The organism is Streptomyces violaceus, from assembly GCF_036014075.1.
Lineage (GTDB): Bacteria > Actinomycetota > Actinomycetes > Streptomycetales > Streptomycetaceae > Streptomyces > Streptomyces violaceus.
Genome location: NZ_CP107911.1, coordinates 3,841,094 through 3,860,292, shown reverse-complemented (window position 1 = coordinate 3,860,292; position 19,199 = coordinate 3,841,094). Strand labels below are relative to the sequence as shown.

The following is a 19,199-nucleotide window of genomic DNA, read 5'->3' as shown; positions in this document are numbered from 1 at the left end:
GCTGCGGCTACGCGGGAGTCACCGCGTGGCCGTAGCGCAGCAGGTTCGTCGGGTCGTAGGTGGCCTTGTCGTGGCGCAGGCGGGCGTAGACCTCCGGGGTCCAGGCGCGGGCGATGTCCCGTTCGTCGCCCGGGGTGCCGTGGATGTTGACCATGGTGTGGCCCGTCCCGTAGGGCGCCATCGCGGTGTAGAGCCGCGCCGTCGCCTGTTCGAGGGCCTCGGCGGCGGGCGGGGCGGCCAGGATGCCGACCGAGTCGATGAAGTACAGGGCGTCGCGGGAGCAGACGGCGTCCTCCACGGCGGCCGGGCGGGACATCGCGCCGCCCATGTGGCGTACCTCGACCATCAGCAGGGGGTAGTCGGCACCGGCCGTGGGGCCGGCCTGCTCCAGGAACGTGCGGATGGCGTCGGGGGGCAGGTCGCGCAGCAGCAGGCAGGACTCCCTCGCGGGGAGCGGGTCCTGCGGTTCCATGTGGATGCGGTCCAGGGCCGCGTGGTCCATGACCTCGACCGTGTCGACGGCTACGGGGGCGGCTTCGCGCAGCGGTGCGATCAGGGACTCGCCCTCGGCCGGGAGGCCGGGCCAGGCGATCGCCACGCGGGCCCAGAAGCCGCCGCGCAGGGGCTCCGGGATCTGGGGGATCGGTGGGAGGCGCAGGATCGTGAACGCGCTGCACATCTCGTCCGGCACGGTGCGGGTCCACTCGGCCCAGGTCCGCAGCAGGGTCTCGGTGTGCTCGCCCGGGCAGTAGATGCCGCCGCCGTAGAGGCGGGGGAGGGGGAGCAGGTCGGTCACGAGTGAGGTGACCACGCCTACGTTGCCCTTGCCGCCGCGCAGGGCCCAGAACAGTTCCGGTTCGTGCTGGGGGTCCGTCTCGCGCAGCAGGCCGTCAGGGGTGACGACCTGGAAGGAACGGACCAGGTCGGCGGCGTAGCCGTAGGCGCGGCCCAGGACCGGGAGTCCGCCGCCGAGGGTGTAGCCGATGACGCCCGCGTCCGTGGAGGTGCCGCTGAGGCCGGCCAGGCCGTGGGGGGCGGCCGCGGCCATGACGTGGCGCCACTTCGCGCCCGCGGCGATGGTGGCCGTACGGGTGGTGGGGTCGATCCGTACGTCGGTCATGCGGGCGGTGTTGATCAACAGGCCCTGCTCGATGGGGAAGTTGGCGCCGTGGCCGGTGGCCTGGACGGCGACGGGGGTGTGGGTGGCGTTCGCCCAGCGCATGGCGGTGACGATGTCGTCGGGGCCGGTGGCTCCGATGACGATGTCGGGGGTGTGCAGGGCGGCCAGGTTGAAGCCGGTGACCTCGTCGGCGTAGGCGGGGTCGCCGGGGCGTAGGACCGGGCCGTGTATTTCTGACAGGGCGAAGAGGTCGGGGGTGTGGTGGGGGGCGGTCATCGCGTCCTCCGTGGATGGGCGTACGGAGGGACGGCGGCGGCGGGGTGTGGTGGGGCCGGCCGTCGGGGTCCTTGTCCTTTGGTTTCAGGATGGACCTGGGGGGTGGTGGGCGCATTGTGGGCCGGTTTTGCTGGTGCTCGGCGTCGGGGCTGGGGGCGGGGGGTTTCGCAGCCCGGCGGAGCGGGGTGCCGCTGCGCCCACCCGTGCCGCCCTTGGGGGCACCTCCCAGGCCCTTAAGGCACTGGGGGAGGCACGCATGCCCGCAGCTAAGCGACATCGCGTCGGCATCGGGGGGGTTTGGGCGGGCGTAGCGTTGGGGGTATGACGACGTACGGATCTTTTCCCGGTACGCGGCCGCGGCGTTTGCGGAGTAACCCCGTCATGCGTCGGATGGTCGCCGAGACCCGGCTGCACCCCGCCGATTTCATTCTTCCGGCCTTTGTGCGCGAGGGCGTCAGTGAGCCGGTGCCGATCGGGGCCATGCCCGGGGTCGTGCAGCACACCCGGGACAGTCTGAAGAAGGCCGCCGCTGAGGCGGTCGCGGCGGGAGTCTCCGGGATCATGCTGTTCGGCGTGCCGGAGGAGTCGAAGAAGGACGCCCTCGGGACGCCGGGGACCGATCCGGACGGGATTCTCCAGGTCGCCCTCCGGGACGTGCGGGCCGAGGTGGGGGACGACCTGCTGGTCATGTCCGACCTGTGTCTCGACGAGACGACCGACCACGGGCACTGCGGGGTGCTGGACGCCCAGGGGCGGGTCGACAACGACGCGACCCTGGAGCGGTACGCCGAGATGGCCCAGGTCCAGGCCGATGCCGGGGCCCATGTGGTCGGCCCCAGCGGGATGATGGACGGGCAGATCGGGGTCGTCCGTGACGCCCTCGACCAGATCGGGCGGGAGGATGTCGCCATCCTCGCCTACACCGCCAAGTACGCCTCCGCGTTCTACGGGCCGTTCCGGGAGGCCGTCGGCTCGTCCCTGCAGGGGGACCGGAAGACCTATCAGCAGGACCCCGGCAATGTGCGTGAGTCCCTGCGGGAGCTGGCCCTCGATCTTGAGGAGGGCGCCGACATGGTGATGGTCAAGCCGGCCGGGCCCTACCTGGACATCCTCGCCCGGGTCGCGGACGCCGTGGACGTGCCCGTCGCCGCGTATCAGATCTCCGGCGAGTACTCGATGATCGAGGCCGCCGCCGAGAGGGGCTGGATCGACCGGGACCGGGCCATCATGGAGGCCCTGACCGGCATTCGGCGGGCCGGTGCGCGGAACATCCTCACCTACTGGGCCACCGAGGCGGCCCAGAAGCTCAAGGATCAGTAGGACTCAGCAGGACTCAACAGGACTCAGTAGGACAGGGCGTCGTCCATGTCCCGCAGCCAGTACGTGGCCGACAGCGAGCTGTCGTAGTACACGCCCTTGGCCGGGAGGGACGGGAGCGCCGAGGGGCCGCCGCTGCTGTTCGGCGTGCGGCCCTGGAAGCCGACCGTGAGTTTGTGGCCCGTGGTGCCGCCTTCGCCGCTGCCGTCGGCCGCCGACAACAGGACGCCCGCGTAGCCGGACTCGCCGGGGGCCAGGGTTGTCACCGCCTGCGGCTTGGAGTCCTCGATCGGCCGCGGGGCCCACTGCATCTCGTCGAAGCGCAGCACCGGGTAGTAGGTGAGGTCGCACATCTTCGAGCCGGTGTTCTTGACCGTGATCAGCATGTGGTTGAGCGGGCGGCGGACCGGCTGGGCGGTGACGGTGGTGTTGGTGCCGTTGCAGGAGACACGGGCGGCGGGTGCCGCTTCGGACTTCGTGCCCTTCTTCGTGCCCTTTGCCTCGGTGGCCGTCTGCTGGGGCGCGGTGGTCGCCATCGTCGATGACGTCAGCCGGGGCTTGGCCGCGCCCTCGTCCTGTGTGCCCGTGCCGTCCTCGCACGCCGTGAGGGCGAGGGCGGCCAGGAGGGCTACGGGGAGGGCGTGATGCTTGCGCATGGGTGGGTTCCCTTTCGGACAAAGGCGGTTGGCGAGAAGGCCCGAGCGAGCCGCCGACCGGTCGGCCGGGAGCGGCGTGCTTGGATGACCAGAGCTTGTGCGGTGATCCGTCCCGGCCGCCACACCTGGCGGGCCATCAGGGACGCTGGAACGCCCGTACATGCTGTGACCTGGGGAAACGTCCCTGCTCTGGAACGGGTGCACGGGACATGGGGGTTGGAGGAAGGGTGTCGGAAGGCACGGCCGCGGCGGAGTTCGCCGCGCTGCTGGGGGAGTTGAAGGAACGTTCCGGGCTGAGCTACGGGGTGCTCGCCAAGCGGCTCCACATGAGTACGTCGACGCTGCACCGGTACTGCAACGGGGATGCCGTGCCCGCCGATTACGCGCCGGTGGAGAGGCTCGCCCGGCTGTGCAAGGCGTCGCCCGATGAGCTCGTCGAGCTGCATCGGCGGTGGGTGCTGGCGGATGCCGGGCGGGGGCGCAAGGGGGGTGGGGGCTCGACCGAGCCTGCGGTGGCAGAGGCGGTGGCAGGGGCAGGGGCTCCGGTTGCCGACGGTCCGGCTTCGGTTGCCGAGGCTCCGGCTTCGGAGGCGGTGCCCGCGGCGGAGGCTCCGTCGGGAGCGGGCCTTCCGGGGGAGCCGGAAGAGGGCGCTGCGGAGGCGCCCCGGTCACGACGTCCTCGTCCCGCCCTCCTCGCCGGTATCGCCGTGGCCGTCGTCCTCGGTGGGGTGGGGCTCGCCGTGGCCGTTCCCTCCGGCGGGGCGGACGAGGACGGGCGTCGCGGTGCGGCTGCCGTGTCCGACGGTGGCCGGACGCCGGACGGAGGCCCGGTCGCCTCGGCGTCGCCGTCGCGCAGTTCCTCCGCCGGTAGCGGTAAGGACAAGGAGCAGGCCAAGGACAAGGGAAGGGACGCCGCCTCCGCGACTCCTGGCTCACGCACCCCTGCTTCCGGCACCGGCAGTGGCCGCCCCGGTCGAACCTCCGAGCCCGCCTCCGGCCCCGTCCCCCTCACCGTGAACACCACCCCGCACGCCTGGGAGGACCCCTGTTCCCAGCGCTACCTGGTGAACCGTCCGCCGGGGCAGGTCGGGCCGCCGCCGCTGGAGCAGGACGCGCCCGCCTGGGTGGCGGCGAACGGGGCCGTTCCGTCGGGGCAGCAGTTCCTGAAGCTCACCGTGCAGGGCACCGGCAAGGAGACGGTGGTCGTCGACGGGCTGACGGTCCGTATGGCCGGCAAGCGGACGCCGCTCGCCTGGAACGACTACGCCATGGGCTATCCGGGCGTCGGCTGCGGCGGTGGCGTCCCCACGCGCTTCTTCACGGTCGCCCTCGATGCCGCGCGTCCCTCCGTCGTCCCCGGGGCGGGCCATGACGACTTCCCGTTCTCGGTGAGCCAGTCCGACCCGGAGGTCTACTACATCCGGGCCGACGCCTCCGCCTACGACGTCAGCTGGTACCTGGAGCTGCGCTGGTCCAGCGGCAGCCGGCACGGCACGCTGACGGTGGACGACAAGGGCCGGCCCTTCCGTACGAGCGGGAACAACGGGCGTCCGGCGTACGAGTTCCCGCTGGGCGGTGACAAGTGGGTCGAGGCCGGGACCACTGAATGACCGACTGACGCTCAGTGGAACTCGTGGACCAGCTCGATCTTCCCGACGATGTGGGCGTTGAACTCGTCGAGTTCCTCGGCCGGGACCCACAGTTCGAGGATCGTCCGCCCGCCCGCCTGCTGGACCGGGTAGCGGCTCAGGAAGTCGGAGTCGACCTCGAACCGGGTGACGTAGCCGGCGCCGTCGTGTTTGACGTTCCAGTCGCGTGCGATCTTGACGGCGTAGTCCTCGTTGAGGACCGGGTAGAAGATCGGCTGCTCGGGGAGCCGGGGCGGCCAGGCGCGCCAGCCGAGCTCCCGCACCAGGTCGAGTTCCTTGGGGCCGGTGGGACGCCACAGGGGCGTCGTCGCTCGCTCGCCGGTCTGCACGGGCACCATCAAATCACTTGAGGCGTTAGGTTGTTGACCGTCGGAGTGGTTGCTGATTGAACCACCTACTCTTCAGGGAGACGTCCATGTCCGGTGACGCGCTCAGCCAGGATCCCGCCGAGCTGCAGAGGAGGATCGACAGCGGCAGGGCGCACCCGGCGCGGGTCTACGACGTCTTCCTCGGGGGCAAGGACCACTACCCCGCCGACCGGGACGCGGCCGCCGCCGCGCTCACCGCCAATCCGCGCGGGTACCTCGACGTCCGGCACAACCGCGACTTCCTGCGCCGCGCGGTGACGACACTGGTGGAGCAGGACGGCATCCGGCAGTTCCTCGACATCGGTACGGGGCTGCCGACCGCCGAGAACGTGCACCAGATCGCGCAGCGCGTCGCGCCCGAGTCGCGGGTCGTGTACGTGGACAACGACCCGGTCGTGCTCGCGCACGCGCGGGCCCTGCTGACCAGTGGGCCCGAGGGGCGTACGGACTACATCGACGCCGATCTGCGGGACCCGGCCCGCATCCTCGAACAGGCCCCCAAGACGCTGGACTTCGACCAGCCGGTCGCGCTGTGCCTGGTCGCGATCCTGCACTTCGTCGAGGACGGCGAGGCGTATCCGCTGGTGCGCGGGCTGCTCGACGCGCTGCCGGTCGGCAGCCGGCTGGTGCTCAGCCATCTCACCGAGGACCTCAACCCCGAGAACATCCGCGCGGTCCAGCGGACGTACACCGAGCGGGGGTTCACCTTCGTGCTGCGGTCCCGGGCGGACGTCGAGCGGTTCTTCGCGGAGAACCAGCTGGAGATCACCGACCCGGGGATCGTCCCCGCGCACCGCTGGCGGCCCGACCACGCGGCCCCCGTCCCCGAGCAGCCGGAGGCGTCCTTCCTCGCCGGCCTCGACGACATCGAGAAGGTCCGCTACCGCGACATCAACGACGTCACGGACGCGGACATCAACGTGTACGCGGGGATCGGAGCCAAGGGCTGAGCAGCCGGCCGGTGTGCTCCGGTGTCCGGATCCCGGAAATCTTCTTGTAGGCGGCACGCATTTCTCTAGGCTGCGGGGCACGAGGCGTCACCGCAGACGACGTGGCCTACGTCCCCGGCGCCCCCTTCTACGCCGGCCCGCCCGACCGCCCGACCCTGCGGCTGTGCTTCGTGACGCAGACGACCGAGGAGATCGGGGAGGGGCTGCGGAGGCTGGGCAAGGGGCTGCGGGCCGCGTCCGCCGGGGCTTAGAGCTCATCGCCCGGAAACAGCGTCGGCCTCCTCCCTGCCAGGCTGGTCATTCCTCCGCGTCGCGGACCAGAAGTGCGATCTGCACCCGGTTCTCGACGGCCAGCTTGGCGAACAGGCTGCCCGTGTGCGCCTTGACGGTCGCGACGGTGATGCGCAGCCGCTCGGCGATCTCCGCGTTGCCCAGCCCGTCCGCGATGGCCCGAGCGGTCTCGAGTTCTCGTTCGGTCAGTGTGGACAGCTGTTTCCGCGCGGCTTCGCGCGATGAGCGGCGAGCCTCGGAGGAGCGCGGCCCGGTGGCCGCGGCGATCACCCGCGCGGTGGCCACCGGGGACAGCGCGGGGTTCCCGTCCGCGACTGTCCGCACCGCGTCGACGATCCGCGACGGTGGGGTGTCCTTGAGGACGAAGCCGAGTGCTCCGGCACGCAGTGCGCCGAGCACCAGGTCGTCGGAGTCGAAGGTGGTCAGCATGAGCACCCGCGGCGGTGCCGGCAGGGTGAGGAGTTCCCGGGTCGTGCTGAGACCGTCCCGCCCGGGCATCCGCACGTCCATCAGCACGACGTCCGGCCGCTGCTCCTCCACCACGGTGACCGCGGCGTCTCCGTCGGCCGCCTCCGCGACGACGGTCAGGTCCGGTTCGCCCTCGAGGACGAGTCGCAACGCCATCCGCACCAGCTGCTCGTCGTCGACGATGACGACACGCACCGGCTTCCGCTCGCTGTTCACTCGTGCTCGCTTTCGTGCGTGTGATCGGGCCAGGGCAGTCGTGCGGTGAGGAGATATCCGTTGTCGGGTGTCGGGTGGTGGTCGAGTTCTCCGCCGGCGAGGGTGATTCGCTCGGTGAGGCCGAGCAGGCCGAATCCCGATGCCGGCGGTCGAGTGGTTGCTTGGGTGGCCGGGGAGTTGTGGACGCTGACGTGCAGTTCGTCGCCGGCCGTTCCCTCGAGGATGACGTGTACGTGTGCGCCTGGGGCGTGCTTGGCGGCGTTGGTCAATCCTTCTTGGACGATTCGGTAGCAGGTCCGTCCGACGGCGTCGGACGGTTTTCCCGTCACTGTGGTGGTGAGCGTGGCGACCAGCCCGGAACCGCGGGCGTCGGCCATCAGCTCGGGGATTCGGTCGAGGGAGGGCTGTGGTGGTTCCGGGCGGTCCGGGTCGGCCCGGAGCACGCCGAGGACGTCCCGTAGTTCTTCCAGTGCCTGGTGGGAGCCGTCGGCGATGCCGCGGACCAGCATGCGGTTCTCGTCGGCCGTGAGGTCGGCGCGGTGGTCCAGCACCCCGGCCTGCATGGCGACCAGGGAGATGCGGTGGGCGAGCACGTCGTGCATCTCGCGGGCGATCCGGTTCCGTTCCAGGGCCCGTGCCTGGGCCGCCCGTGCGCTCTGTTCCCGTTCCGCGCTCTCCGCCCGGTCCCGTAGGAACCGCACCTCGACGCGTCGCGCGCCGATGGCAACGCCCATGGCCGCCGCGATGCCCGCGCTCAGTACGGGGAGGGCGAGTTGGAGCCATATCGACGCGGGCGGAGGCTCGACCGGGTAGATCCCGGCGGCGAACTGCGACGCGCTCACGTAGGCCAGCGCGACCACCCCGATCTCCGCCGGACGGCGGCGCGTGGAGATCGAGCACAGCGCCAGCAGCGCGGCGCCGGTGGCGAGGGTCGACGTGGTCGAGGCGATCACCACCGTCAGGGCGACGGCGAGCGGGAACCGCCGCCGCAGCAGAAGCACCGCCAGACAGCCGAGAGCCACCAGCGGATCGCCCGTGACGAACCAGGAACATGTGTCGGTCGCACACCCCCGAGGCAGTACCGCGGCGGTGGAGAACCAGAGGGGAACGCCCAGCGCCCCGGCCGCCAGTAGCCGCCAGACCTGCTGCCACCCCCCGAGTCGTGGCGCGATGTCCGAGTCCATCCGGCCATTGTCGTGACACGGCGTGGCTGGCACAGCGGCCCCAGGGTGGAGGTGCCCTGGACCTAGGTCGAATCCCGGCCTCGACTTTCGTCGAGGGCGATAGAGCCGCCGGGCCGATGTGGTGCCCGCCCTGCACGTCACAGACTCGGTCAGGACCGACCGTCCACCCGCCGACGCGCCCTCGGGAGAGTATCCATGCGCAAAACCCTGCCCCTCGCCGCCGCCGCCATCGCGGTGGCGGCGACCATGATTCCGTCAGTGCCGGCGGCGGGGACGCCGGACACCGTGCGGTGGGGCCCGTGCTCGGAGAAGGAGGCCGCTTCACCGGCCCCCTCTCTCCGTCTGGAGTGCTCGACGCTCGAAGTCCCGCTGGACTACCGCGATCCCGACGGCCGGCAGATCGAGATCGCGATCTCCCGGCTGGCGAGCGAGAAGCCGTCGCGGCGCCGCGGCGTGCTGCTGACCAATCCGGGCGGCCCCGGCATCTCAGGGCTCGGCTACCCGGTCGCTCTCGCCGCCTCCAAGCTGCCGCAGAAGGTGCTGGACTCCTACGACGTGATCGGCTTCGACCCGCGCGGCACCGGCCGCAGCGTGCCGGTGACCTGCGACCTGACACCCGCACAACGCAACCGCGGCAACCTGCCGCCGTACGCGCACACCGCGGCCGATGTCGCGCGGCAGGCCGGCAGCGCGCGGGCCATCGCCGAGCAGTGCGCCACCTCGAAGACGGCGTCGATGCTGCCGCACACCACCACCGCGAACACCGCGCGCGACATGGACCGCATCCGGGAGGCACTGGGCGAGCCGAAGCTCTCGTACCTCGGTGGGTCCTACGGCTCCTACCTCGGTGCGGTGTACACGACGCTGTTCCCGGGGCGCGGCGACCGGATCGTGCTCGACAGCAACCTGGGCCCCGGCGGTTACGACGTCAAGGCCATGCGGTTGCTCGCCCGTGGATTGGAGGACCGCTTCCCGGACTTCGCGGCGTTCGCGGCGGCACGCCCCGAGTACGGCCTGGGCACCACACCGCGGCAGGTGACCGCGAAGTTCTTCGAACTCGCGAAGCGGCTGGACGCGAAGCCGGTACGGGGCATGGACGGGACGTTGTTCCGCGGGCTCACCTTCGACCGCCTCTACAGCGATGCGTCCATGCCGTCGGTGGCCGAGATGTGGCAGGCGCTCGACAGGGACCGGCCGCTGCCGCCCGGCACCCCGCCGTCCATGGAGGACATGGAGAACTCCATGGCCGCGCGTTTCTATGTGATCTGTAGTGACTCGCGCTGGCCGGGGACGGTCCGGGAGTATCAGCGCGATGTCGCCGCCGACCGGCTGAGGTACCCGATGATGGGCGGCTCCGCGGCAAGCATCGGACCGTGCGCGTTCTGGCCGGACGAGCGGGTCGAGCCGCCGGTCCGCATCGGTGACCGGGGCCCGTCGAACGTGCTCATGGTGCAGAACGAGCGCGACCCGGGGACACCGCTGGCCGGCGCCCTGAAGCTGCGGCAGGCGTTCGGGAAGCGGGCCACGATGGTGACGGCCGACCAGGGCGGGCACGGTGTCTATCCGTTCGGCCGCAACACCTGCGCGAACGACGCGGTGACGGCGTTCCTGGTCACGGGGCAGCGCCCCGCACGGGACCTCGCCTGCGCGGCGGAGCCGGGCGAGTAAGGGGGGCGGGGACATGCTCAAGGACGTGCGGCGGCGTCGGGCCGCCCGGCGGGTAAGGCCCGGGGACGGGCGGGCGCTGAAGCGGTTCCGCTGGTGGCAGTTGCCCTTCCGCGCACTGTTCTCTCTTCCGCTGACGCACGAGGACGGCAGGCAGACGGTGTACACCGTCGACGTCAGGCACGGGCAGAACCAGTCGTCCGGCAAGGTCACGGCCGACCTGTACCTCGACGGCAGGCATCACGCCGAGTCCCGGCTCCCCGCCGCCTTCCCCGTCCGAGGCGGCACCGTCGAGGTGGCCATGAGCGCCTTCGGGCTCAAACGCTGCCACTACGTCACCGCCGAGGGAACCGAGTTCCCCCTCGTCCCGGACCCCCGCTCCGCCGAAGGACGCCGCGCGCACCTCGACCGCGCGCACCCCGCACTGAGCCGCGCGATCAGCTTCCTCTCGGCGACCGTGCTCCTCGTCGCACTGGCTCTCCTCGTCCCGCAGATCCTCGGTCCGGTCACCCAGGTGGACGCCGTCGCCCAGCACATCGGCACCTTCACCTCGCCCGTTCGACTGCCGCAATGGCTCAACATCACGATCGGCATCGCAACGGCGGCGGCCAGCACGGAGCGGGCGTTGCGGCTGCGCCACAACCGCCTGCTCGACGGCGCGGCGGGCTGACCCGCTCAGGGAACGGGGCCCAAGGCGGAGCGGGATCTGGCTACGGTGATGTCATGTCTGACTCCGTGCCGTCCGTGCCGTCCGTGCCGTCCGTGCAGTTCGACCTCGACGCGTATCTCCGGCGGATCGGATGGGAGGGGGAGCGGCGGGCCGACGCGGCGACCCTGCGGGGTGTGCATCTGGCGCACATGCGGGCCCTCCCGTTCGAGAACCTCGACGCACTGCGCCGCGAGGCACCCTCCCTCGATCCTGCCGACCTCATGGCCAAGCTCGTCCACGGCCGACGCGGCGGATACTGCTACGAGCACAACACGCTGTTCGCCTGCGCGCTGGAGGCGCTGGGCTTCCGGGTGACCCTGCTGACCGCGCGGGTCGTCGTGGGCGCCGACAGCATCGCGAGCCGGCCGCGCACACACATGGCGCTGCTGGTCGACATACCCGGCGAACCGCGGCCGTACCTCACCGACGTCGGCTTCGGGGCGATCGGCGCGCTGCTGGAACCGGTGCCGCTGGTGGCGGACGTCGAGTTCGCCGGAGGCGGGCGGCGGCATCGCCTGGTGCACGTGCCGCACGACGGGCCCCTGGAGATGTGGCTGCTCCAAGCGCACGACCAGGTAAAGGACGACTGGGCCGATCAGTACGCCTTCACCCTGGAGCCCTTCGACAAGCCCGATTTCGACGTCATCAACTGGCACATCGGCACGAACCCGCGCTCGCCGTTCACCCAGAGCGTCTACGTCCAGAGCGTCAGCGCCGCGCGGCATCTGCTGCTCCACGGGCGTCTTCTGACCGAGACCCGCGCCGACGGGACGGTCACCGAGCGGGAGGTGACCGGTGAGGCGGAGGCGCGCCGGCTTCTGGAGGAGGAGTTCGGCATCGCCGTGCCGGAGGGGATGACTCTGCTGACCGGCTGAGGGACACCCCTAGTCCCACCAGAAGTGCCAGGTCGGCTGGTCGATGACCTGGTGTTCGGCGTAGGCCCGCAGGGTGGGGTCGGTGCCCTGCCGGATGTTGTCCGGGCAGAACGCGAAGTGCTCGGCGGCGACTGCTTCCGCCTCCGCGAGGGTGGTGGGCGGGGCGGCGACCGACACCAGCAGATGGTCGAAGCCGAGCGCCACGACCCGTATGCCGAAGCGGTCCTCCCAGGAGCGCAGCACCGCGCTGACGCGGGCCGTGTCGCTCTCGTGGTTCGCCGGGCCCGTCCAGCCGATCGCCGTCGGGATGTCCGCGCTGCGGCGGGCCGGGACCAGGGCGAGGCGCGGGTCCTTGAGCGGACCGCCGTCCTCGAGCAGCGCGTCCGCGATGCCCGCGGCGACCGCGTCCGGGTCCTGATCCCGAGCGGCCGGGGCGGCCGGGCCGGGCCATGTGTCGCCTTCCGCGGCGTACTCCTCCCAGTACTCCGCCAGCACTTCCTCGGCGTCGTGATCCCCGGGATACGACACCTCTGCGGGCATCAACTCCCAGCTGTCCGGCCCGCCATGCCCGGCGCCGACGTCGAGCACGACCGGCAGCAGCCCGACCCGCCGCGTCGGCTCCAGCGCCGCCCAGCCACCCGGCACGGCCCGCTCGTCCCCACACCACAGCAACGGCTCGTGCCAGGGGCCCTCGTCGGTCGCGTCGACCAGTGTCCCGGCGGGGAGTCGAAGTCCCAGCGCGCGGCCGCGCGGGTCTGCCGCCAGCGTCGGCAGCGGGTTCGGAAGTGTCGCCATGGGGGCGACTGTAAAGCCGGCCACTGACAACCGAACACCAGCGGACACGACCTGACCTAATTGCTCCCTACGGTCCTTCCATGACCACTTCCTCGGAGAAGACCGACCTGTCGTACGCGCTCGCCGAGCAGCGGGAACTGCTGCTGATCACCGCGCGCGGACTCGGCGACGCGCAGGCCGCTCGGCGTACGACCGTGAGTGAGCTGACCCTGGGCGGGATCGTGAAGCATCTCGCCCAGGGGGAGGCGGCGTGGACGCGGGTCATGGTCGAAGGCGACGGTGAACTGCCGGACGGCATGCTCGACATGGGTCAGTACCAGGTGGCCGAGGGCGAGACGCTCGACGGCCTGCTGGAGCGGTACGCGGTGGCAGCCCGGGCGACCGACGCGGCCCTGGCCGGGCTGCCGGACCTGGACCACAGCGTGCCCTTGCCGAGGACTCCGTGGTCGCCGCCGGAGCCCGAACACTGGTCGGCACGCCGGATCCTGCTGCATCTGATCCGGGAGACGGCCCAGCACGCCGGGCACGCGGACATCATCCGGGAGGCCCTGGACGGCGCGAACAGTACGGCTCAGCGCTGAGACGTGGACGGAGACGGAGACCCGTCAGACGCGGGCGTCGAAGCATTCGCGGCTTCCTCCCCTTCCCGGGCGGAAGCAGGCCCGCACGGTCGTGCCGGGCCCCGCCTCGGTCATGGGTGTGTAGACGTACGACTGCGCGGCGATGCCGTCCGTGATCTCCGCTGTGTGCGGGCGGCTCGGGCCCCCGTCGGCCGGGTCGATCTCCAGACGGTCACCGATGCGCGTGCTCCACACCCTCGCCCAACCCGCTCGGCACTCGGCGCTGTAGCGCAGTTCGAGGTGGGCTCCGGTGGACGTGCGGTGCGAGGCGAGGGTGAGCGGGTGCGTGCCGCATTTCATGGGAATCGGGTCCTTGCCCTCGCAGGTGGCGCCCCGGCAGCGGGGTGCGGGGGCGGAGGTGGGCGGTGCGGAGGGTCGGCTGTCGCCGGTGTGGCCCGCGAGGAGGACCAGGGCGACCGACAGGCCGCCGGCCGCGATCGCGCAGACCGACGCGATGATCGCCATGACCGCGCCCCTGCCGCCGGCGGCAGTTCCGGCGTCCGCGTCCGCACGGTCCGTGGGTACAGGCGGGCTCGTGGGTACGGGCGCGTCCGTGGGCCGGGCCGCCGCCCGGCCGCTCCATTCCGACTCCGCGAGCTCCCACAGTGCCAGGCACCGGCCCTCCGGTTCGCCCGCCAGGCGGCACAGCTCCTGCACCGCCTGGCTCGGCGGGAGCGTCTTGCCGTTGAGGTAGCGCTCCCACGACGACTTGCTGAAGGTGGTCTTCGTCGCGAGGGCCGCCAGGCTCAGGCCCGTGCCTGTTCTCAACTCCCGTAGCGCGGCGGCCAGTCGGGTGCGTTTCGGCGGCAGTGCGTGCTGCGGGGGCCCCGTCATTCCCGCAGGGCCTTCCAGGTGTGCGGGCCGATGATGCCGTCCACGACCAGGCCGGAACGCTTCTGCAGGTCCTTGACCGCACGTTTCGTGTGCGGGCCGAAGATGCCGTCCACGGCTCCCGGTGCGAGGTCCGCCTCGCGCAGCAGGCACTGTGCCTCGGCCACCTCGGGACCGGCGTGGCCCTCCGCCAGGATGGCCTTCTGTGTGCGGCTGTTGCCCGCGTACCAGCGGCCCTCGATCCGCTCCGCCCGGCAGGTGTACCGGGGGCGCTCCGCCTGCTTCGCCGACGACCCCGGTGCCGGCGTCGAAGCGGAAGAGGTGAGGGGGGCCGCCGCCGCTTCGCCCTCGCCGTGCGCGAGCCGTACCGCCAGCAGGACCGCGGCGGCGACGGCCAGCACCAGGGCCACCGACCCGGCTACGAGGGTGATGCGCAGCGCCCGGCCATGGGGGCGGGGCGTGCCGGTCCCGGACTCGGGCACGGTCGGCGGTCCGTGGTGCTCTGCCGCCGTGCCCCACGCCTCGGCCGCGACCTCGTGCAGTGCGAGCAGGCGCGTCGGGTCGTCACCACCGAGCCGGGCCATACCCTCGACGGCCTCCCTCGGCGGGAGCGACCGGCCGGACAGGTAGCGCTCCCAGGACGACGTGCCGTAGCCCGTCTTCGCGGCGAGCTGGCGCAGGCTCAGTCCGCTGAGGTCCTTGACCCGGCGTAATCGCACCACCAACTGACGTACACGCGGGTCCAGTTCTTCGGGCAGCCCTTTCCAACGCGACATGTTCCCCCCACTCGCGTTCGCGGACCGTGGTCAGCGGTCCCGTTACCGCCGCATTCTGCATCAGCATCCACGCGATGCCCCATACATCGGTTCCGATCCCCTGCCGGCCCCCCTCCCGATTCGGCCACCGCGGCCGTCCCGCCGTACCGTCCCGGCGGACGGTGTCCGCGCAGGTCAGCGCGTGGGACGTCCCGTGAGTACGTCATTTCCGCGGCGACTGTGGTGGCCCCCGTCCCCGGGCCGCAGTCTCGTTGTCGAGCCGGCCGGTGCGGTCGGCCCGCCCACGAAGGGGGAACGACATGCGTATGACCAGGAAGCTCGCCGTCATGGCTGGGGGCATCGCGCTGACCGGTGGTCTGCTGGCCGGCAACGCGGGTACGGCCGGTGCGGCGGAGGCCACGCCGCAGGCGGCGTCGGACTGTCCGTCGGGCTGGTTCTGCGTGTGGGCCGGCAAGAACTACACCGGCCGTATGCAGAAGGTCGAGGGGAGGAACGCGGACCTCACCGGGTTCGTGGTCTTCCAGGGCTTCAAGTCCTGGTACAACCACGGCAAGTCCTGTGACTACAAGTGGTGGGGCGAGAAGAACTTCCGCGGCAACAGCGCTGTCCTCGCGAGGGGAACCAAGGGGACCGGCGACACGGTCTGGGTCCAGAAGTCCAACAAGTGGGTCAACTGCCGCTGACCGGCGGCTCTCCACAACGCCCGAGGGCGGCACTCAACGGGGGAGTGCCGCCCTCGGCCTGTCGTCAGGGGCCGGGTTCAGAGCCGCTCGGGCGTCCGGATCCCCAGCAGGTCCATGCCCTGGTGGAGGGTGCGGGCCGTGACGTCGCAGAGGAACAGGCGGTTCTCCGCGATGTCCTTCGGCGGCTCCGGCTTGATCACCGGGCACTTGTCGTAGAACGTCGTGAAGAGCGACGCCAGCTGGTACAGGTACGCCGTCAGCTTGTGCGGGGCGTACTCCGCCGCGGCCTCCGCCACCGTCGCCGCGAACGCGTCCGCGTGCAGGCCCAGGGCGCGCTCCGCCTCGTGCAGCTCCAGCTCGGGGTGCGCGGCGGGGCGGGCCTCGCCGGCCTTGCGCAGGATCGACTGGATACGGGCGTAGGCGTACTGGAGGTAGACGGACGTGTCGCCGTTCAGCGAGACCATCTGGTCCAGGTCGAACTTGTAGTCGCGGTTCGCCGACGTCGACAGGTCCGCGTACTTCACCGCGCCGACGCCCACCTGGGTGCCCCGCTCGGCGATCTCCTCCTCGGAGAGGTCCTGGGCCTTCTCCCGGACCACCGCCGAGGCGCGGTCGATCGCCTCGTCGAGCAGGTCGACCAGGCGGACCGTCTCGCCCTCACGGGTCTTGAACGGCTTGCCGTCCTTGCCGAGGACCGTGCCGAAGGCGAGCTGGACCGCCTCGACGTCGTCGTTCAGCCAGCCTGCGCGGCGGGCCGTCTCGAAGACCATCTTGAAGTGCAGGGACTGGCGGGCGTCCACGACGTACAGAAGCGTGTTCGCCTTGATGCCGAAGACGCGGTCGCGGATCGCCGAGAGGTCGGTCGCCGCGTAGCCGTAGCCGCCGTCCGACTTCTGCACGATCAGCGGGACCGGGTTGCCGTCCGGGCCCTTGATGTCGTCGAAGAAGACACAGAGCGCACCCTCGGAGCGGACCGCGACGCCCGACTCCTCCAGCAGGCGGCACGTCTCGGCGAGCATGTCGTTGTAGCCCGACTCGCCGACGATGTCCGCGTCGCGGATCTCCATGTCCAGCTTCTCGAAGACGGAGAAGAAGTAGATCTTCGACTCGTCCACGAACTTCTGCCACGTGGCGAGGGTCCCCGGGTCGCCCGCCTGAAGGTCGACCACCCGGCGCCGGGCCCGCGTCTTGAACTCCTCGTCGGAGTCGAACAGCTTGCGGGCGGTCTTGTAGAGGCGGTCGAGGTTCGACATCGCCGCCTCGCCGGACTTCTGGAGGTCCTCGCCCTCCCTGTGGTCCAGCTCGTGCGGGTGCTCCTCCAGGTACTGGATGAGCATGCCGAACTGGGTGCCCCAGTCGCCGATGTGGTGACGCCGGACCACGCTCTCGCCCGTGAACTCCAGCAGTCGCATCACCGAGTCGCCGATCACCGCGGAGCGCAGGTGACCGACGTGCATCTCCTTCGCCACGTTCGGCTGGGCGTAGTCGATGACCGTGGTGCCCGGCTGCCCGGCCTGCGGCACGCCGAGGCGGCCGGTGTCGTCCGCCCAGCGCGCGGCGAGGTTCTCGGTGATCGCGCGGTCGGTGATCGTGATGTTCAGGAAGCCGGGTCCGGAGACCTCGACGTCCTTGATCACCTCACCCGACTCGACCCGGTCCACGACCTGCGTCGCCAGCTCCCGCGGGTTCGCCTTCTCCTTCTTGGCGAGGGCCAGGATCCCGTTGGCCTGGAAGTCGGCCCGGTCGCTTCGTCGCAGCAGCGGGTCCGCGGACCCGGCCTGCGGCAGAGCTGCCGACAGGGCCGCCGCGAGGCGCTGGTGGACGGAGTCGCTGAGGGACGTGACCGAGGCCATAGGAAAGGGTGCCGTTCTCCTCGAGGGAATGGATAGACCCGGCCAGTATCCCATGGGGGTAAAGCGTTTTTCCGGGCGCCAAGGGGTCTGGGACAATGGTGCGGTCAGCCGTGCGACCGTACCGGCTGCCCGATGCAGAAAGAAGGACGTGCCGATCGTGGCTCAGAGCACCGAGACCACCGACTGGGTCTCCCGTTTCGCGGATGAGGTCATCGAGGAGTCGGAGCGTCGGGCCCCGGGCAAACCCGTCGTCGTCGCGTCCGGACTCTCACCGTCCGGCCCCATCCACCTCGGGAACCTGCGCGAGGTCATGACCCCGCACCTCGTCGCCGACGAGATCCGCCGCCGGGGACACCAGGTGCGGCACCTGATCTCTTGGGACGACTACGACCGGTACCGGAAGGTGCCCGAGGGCATCCCGGGGGTCGACAAGAAGTCGTACGAGGAGCACATCGGCAAGCCGCTGACGTCCGTCCCGGCGCCGCAGGGCTCCTCGCACCCGAACTGGGCCGAGCACTTCAAGGCCGCGATGGTCGAGTCACTGGCCGAGCTGGGCGTGGAGTTCGACGGGATCAGCCAGACCGCGCAGTACACCTCCGGGGTGTACCGCGAGCAGATCCTGCACGCCATCAAGCACCGCGGCGACATCGACGCGATCCTCGGCCAGTACCGGACGAAGAAGGCCCCGGCCAAGAAGCAGCAAGGGCAGAAGCCGGTCGACGAGGCCGAGCTGGAGGCCGCCGAGGGCTCGGGCGCGGCCGGCGAGGACGACGGCAGCTCCGGCACCGCCGGCTACTTCCCGTACAAGCCGTACTGCGGCAACTGCGAGAAGGACCTCACCACCGTCACCTCCTACGACGACGACTCCACCGAGCTGACGTACGCCTGCACCGCGTGCGGCTTCTCGGAGACCGTCCGGCTGAACGAGTTCAACCGCGGCAAGCTGGTCTGGAAGGTCGACTGGCCGATGCGCTGGGCCTACGAGGGGGTCGTCTTCGAGCCCTCCGGTGTCGACCACTCCTCCCCGGGATCGTCGTTCCAGGTCGGCGGGCAGATCGTCGGCATCTTCGGCGGGAAGCAGCCGATCGGGCCGATGTACGCGTTCGTGGGCATCAGCGGCATGGCGAAGATGTCGTCGTCCCGTGGTGGGGTGCCCACCCCCGCCGACGCCCTGAAGATCATGGAACCGCAGCTGCTGCGCTGGCTGTACGCGCGGCGCCGGCCCAACCAGTCCTTCAAGGTCGCCTTCGACCAGGAGATCCAGCGGCTGTACGACGAGTGGGACCGGCTGGACGCCAAGGTCGCCGACGGCAGCGTCCTGCCGGCCGACGCCGCCGCGCACTCGCGTGCGGTGCGTACGGCCGCCGGTGAGCTGCCGCGGACGGTCCGGCCGCTGCCGTACCGGACGCTGGCGTCCGTCGCGGACATCACCGCCGGGCACGCGGACCAGGCGCTGCGCATCCTCAGCGAACTGGACCCGGAGCAGCCGCTGACCTCGCTCGACGAGGCGCGGCCGCGGTACGACAGGGCCGAGGCCTGGATCAACACGCACGTGCCCGCCGACCAGCGGACGATCGTGCGGGAGGAGCCCGACGGCGAGCTGCTGAAGTCGCTCGACGAGGCCTCCCTGCAGTCGCTGCGGCTGCTGCTCGACGGGCTCGCCGAGCACTGGTCGCTCGACGGGCTGACGCACCTGGTGTACGGCGTGCCGAAGGTGCAGGCCGGGTTCTCCGCCGACGCGACGCCCAAGGAACTGCCGCCGGAGATCAAGACTGCCCAGCGGTCCTTCTTCGCCCTGCTCTACCACCTGCTGGTCGGGCGGGACACCGGGCCGCGGCTGCCCACGCTGCTGCTGGCGGTGGGGCAGGAGCGGGTCCGGGCTCTGCTCGGGGAGTAG

18 protein-coding genes and 1 pseudogene are annotated in these 19,199 nt (G+C 71.1%); 10 read left to right on the top strand and 9 right to left on the bottom strand.

Going from position 1 to position 19,199, the window contains the following annotated elements:
- Window positions 1–7: 7 nt before the first annotated feature.
- Complete coding sequence (locus OG542_RS17315; protein ID WP_328411915.1) at window positions 8–1,396, bottom strand: FAD-binding oxidoreductase; 1,389 nt, start codon at window positions 1,394–1,396, stop codon at window positions 8–10.
- Between the two features lie 321 nt (window positions 1,397–1,717).
- Here OG542_RS17315 and hemB point away from each other — a divergent pair, with 321 nt between their 5' ends.
- On the top strand, window positions 1,718–2,716 hold the full coding sequence (gene hemB / locus OG542_RS17310; RefSeq protein WP_328411913.1) for a porphobilinogen synthase: 999 nt from the start codon (window positions 1,718–1,720) through the stop codon (window positions 2,714–2,716).
- A gap of 23 nt (window positions 2,717–2,739) precedes the next feature.
- Here hemB and OG542_RS17305 read toward each other — a convergent pair whose 3' ends face one another.
- Window positions 2,740–3,369 (bottom strand): DUF4232 domain-containing protein, encoded by a 630-nt coding sequence (locus OG542_RS17305; RefSeq protein ID WP_328411911.1) that lies wholly within the window; start codon window positions 3,367–3,369, stop codon window positions 2,740–2,742.
- Window positions 3,370–3,596: 227 nt separating this feature from the next.
- Between OG542_RS17305 and OG542_RS17300 the strand changes: the two genes are divergently transcribed.
- Complete coding sequence (locus OG542_RS17300) at window positions 3,597–4,979, top strand: transcriptional regulator (RefSeq protein ID WP_328411909.1); 1,383 nt, start codon at window positions 3,597–3,599, stop codon at window positions 4,977–4,979.
- Between the two features lie 11 nt (window positions 4,980–4,990).
- Here OG542_RS17300 and OG542_RS17295 read toward each other — a convergent pair whose 3' ends face one another.
- On the bottom strand, window positions 4,991–5,356 hold the full coding sequence (locus OG542_RS17295; RefSeq protein ID WP_328411907.1) for a hypothetical protein: 366 nt from the start codon (window positions 5,354–5,356) through the stop codon (window positions 4,991–4,993).
- A gap of 77 nt (window positions 5,357–5,433) precedes the next feature.
- On the opposite strand from OG542_RS17295, the gene OG542_RS17290 reads away from it, so the two are divergent.
- Window positions 5,434–6,336: an SAM-dependent methyltransferase gene (locus OG542_RS17290; RefSeq protein WP_328411905.1), complete on the top strand. Its 903-nt coding sequence runs from the start codon at window positions 5,434–5,436 to the stop codon at window positions 6,334–6,336.
- Window positions 6,337–6,422: 86 nt separating this feature from the next.
- Window positions 6,423–6,587, top strand: a pseudogene (locus OG542_RS17285) (PLP-dependent aminotransferase family protein); the annotation flags it as partial.
- A 46-nt stretch (window positions 6,588–6,633) separates the two neighbouring features.
- On the opposite strand, the gene OG542_RS17280 reads toward OG542_RS17285, so the two are convergent.
- Complete coding sequence (locus OG542_RS17280) at window positions 6,634–7,311, bottom strand: response regulator transcription factor (protein ID WP_328411903.1); 678 nt, start codon at window positions 7,309–7,311, stop codon at window positions 6,634–6,636.
- Window positions 7,308–8,495, bottom strand: coding sequence for a sensor histidine kinase (locus tag OG542_RS17275; RefSeq protein WP_328411899.1), 1,188 nt, complete (start codon window positions 8,493–8,495; stop codon window positions 7,308–7,310). The genes OG542_RS17280 and OG542_RS17275 overlap by 4 nt, the downstream gene beginning before the upstream one ends.
- A 195-nt stretch (window positions 8,496–8,690) precedes the next feature.
- Between OG542_RS17275 and OG542_RS17270 the strand changes: the two genes are divergently transcribed.
- The 3 genes from OG542_RS17270 to OG542_RS17260 are packed head-to-tail and all read left to right on the top strand — an operon-like array spanning window position 8,691 to window position 11,744.
- Window positions 8,691–10,163, top strand: a complete 1,473-nt coding sequence (locus OG542_RS17270) for an alpha/beta hydrolase (RefSeq protein WP_328411897.1) — start codon at window positions 8,691–8,693, stop codon at window positions 10,161–10,163.
- A gap of 13 nt (window positions 10,164–10,176) precedes the next feature.
- Entirely contained in the window at window positions 10,177–10,830 is a 654-nt protein-coding gene (locus OG542_RS17265) for a hypothetical protein (protein WP_328411895.1), read from the top strand.
- A 53-nt stretch (window positions 10,831–10,883) separates the two neighbouring features.
- Complete coding sequence (locus OG542_RS17260) at window positions 10,884–11,744, top strand: arylamine N-acetyltransferase family protein (RefSeq protein WP_328411893.1); 861 nt, start codon at window positions 10,884–10,886, stop codon at window positions 11,742–11,744.
- Window positions 11,745–11,753: 9 nt separating this feature from the next.
- On the opposite strand, the gene OG542_RS17255 is transcribed toward OG542_RS17260, so the two are convergent.
- Window positions 11,754–12,539 (bottom strand): DUF4253 domain-containing protein, encoded by a 786-nt coding sequence (locus OG542_RS17255; RefSeq protein WP_328411891.1) that lies wholly within the window; start codon window positions 12,537–12,539, stop codon window positions 11,754–11,756.
- Between the two features lie 80 nt (window positions 12,540–12,619).
- On the opposite strand from OG542_RS17255, the gene OG542_RS17250 reads away from it, so the two are divergent.
- Window positions 12,620–13,120: a DinB family protein gene (locus tag OG542_RS17250; RefSeq protein WP_328411889.1), complete on the top strand. Its 501-nt coding sequence runs from the start codon at window positions 12,620–12,622 to the stop codon at window positions 13,118–13,120.
- A 24-nt stretch (window positions 13,121–13,144) separates the two neighbouring features.
- Here the strand turns inward: OG542_RS17250 and OG542_RS17245 are convergent, their stop codons facing one another.
- Window positions 13,145–13,993: a helix-turn-helix domain-containing protein gene (locus OG542_RS17245; protein ID WP_328411886.1), complete on the bottom strand. Its 849-nt coding sequence runs from the start codon at window positions 13,991–13,993 to the stop codon at window positions 13,145–13,147.
- Window positions 13,990–14,766, bottom strand: coding sequence for a peptidoglycan-binding protein (locus OG542_RS17240; RefSeq protein WP_328411884.1), 777 nt, complete (start codon window positions 14,764–14,766; stop codon window positions 13,990–13,992). Before OG542_RS17240 ends, OG542_RS17245 begins: the two co-directional genes overlap by 4 nt.
- Window positions 14,767–15,065: 299 nt before the next feature.
- On the opposite strand from OG542_RS17240, the gene OG542_RS17235 reads away from it, so the two are divergent.
- Window positions 15,066–15,449 (top strand): peptidase inhibitor family I36 protein, encoded by a 384-nt coding sequence (locus tag OG542_RS17235; protein ID WP_328411883.1) that lies wholly within the window; start codon window positions 15,066–15,068, stop codon window positions 15,447–15,449.
- Between the two features lie 77 nt (window positions 15,450–15,526).
- Here the strand turns inward: OG542_RS17235 and argS are convergent, their stop codons facing one another.
- Window positions 15,527–17,302: an arginine--tRNA ligase gene (argS, locus tag OG542_RS17230; protein WP_328411881.1), complete on the bottom strand. Its 1,776-nt coding sequence runs from the start codon at window positions 17,300–17,302 to the stop codon at window positions 15,527–15,529.
- A gap of 148 nt (window positions 17,303–17,450) precedes the next feature.
- Here argS and lysS point away from each other — a divergent pair, with 148 nt between their 5' ends.
- Window positions 17,451–19,199 carry a lysine--tRNA ligase gene (gene lysS, locus OG542_RS17225; protein WP_311127123.1) on the top strand — a complete coding sequence of 583 codons (1,749 nt, stop codon included), beginning with the start codon at window positions 17,451–17,453 and terminating at the stop codon, window positions 19,197–19,199.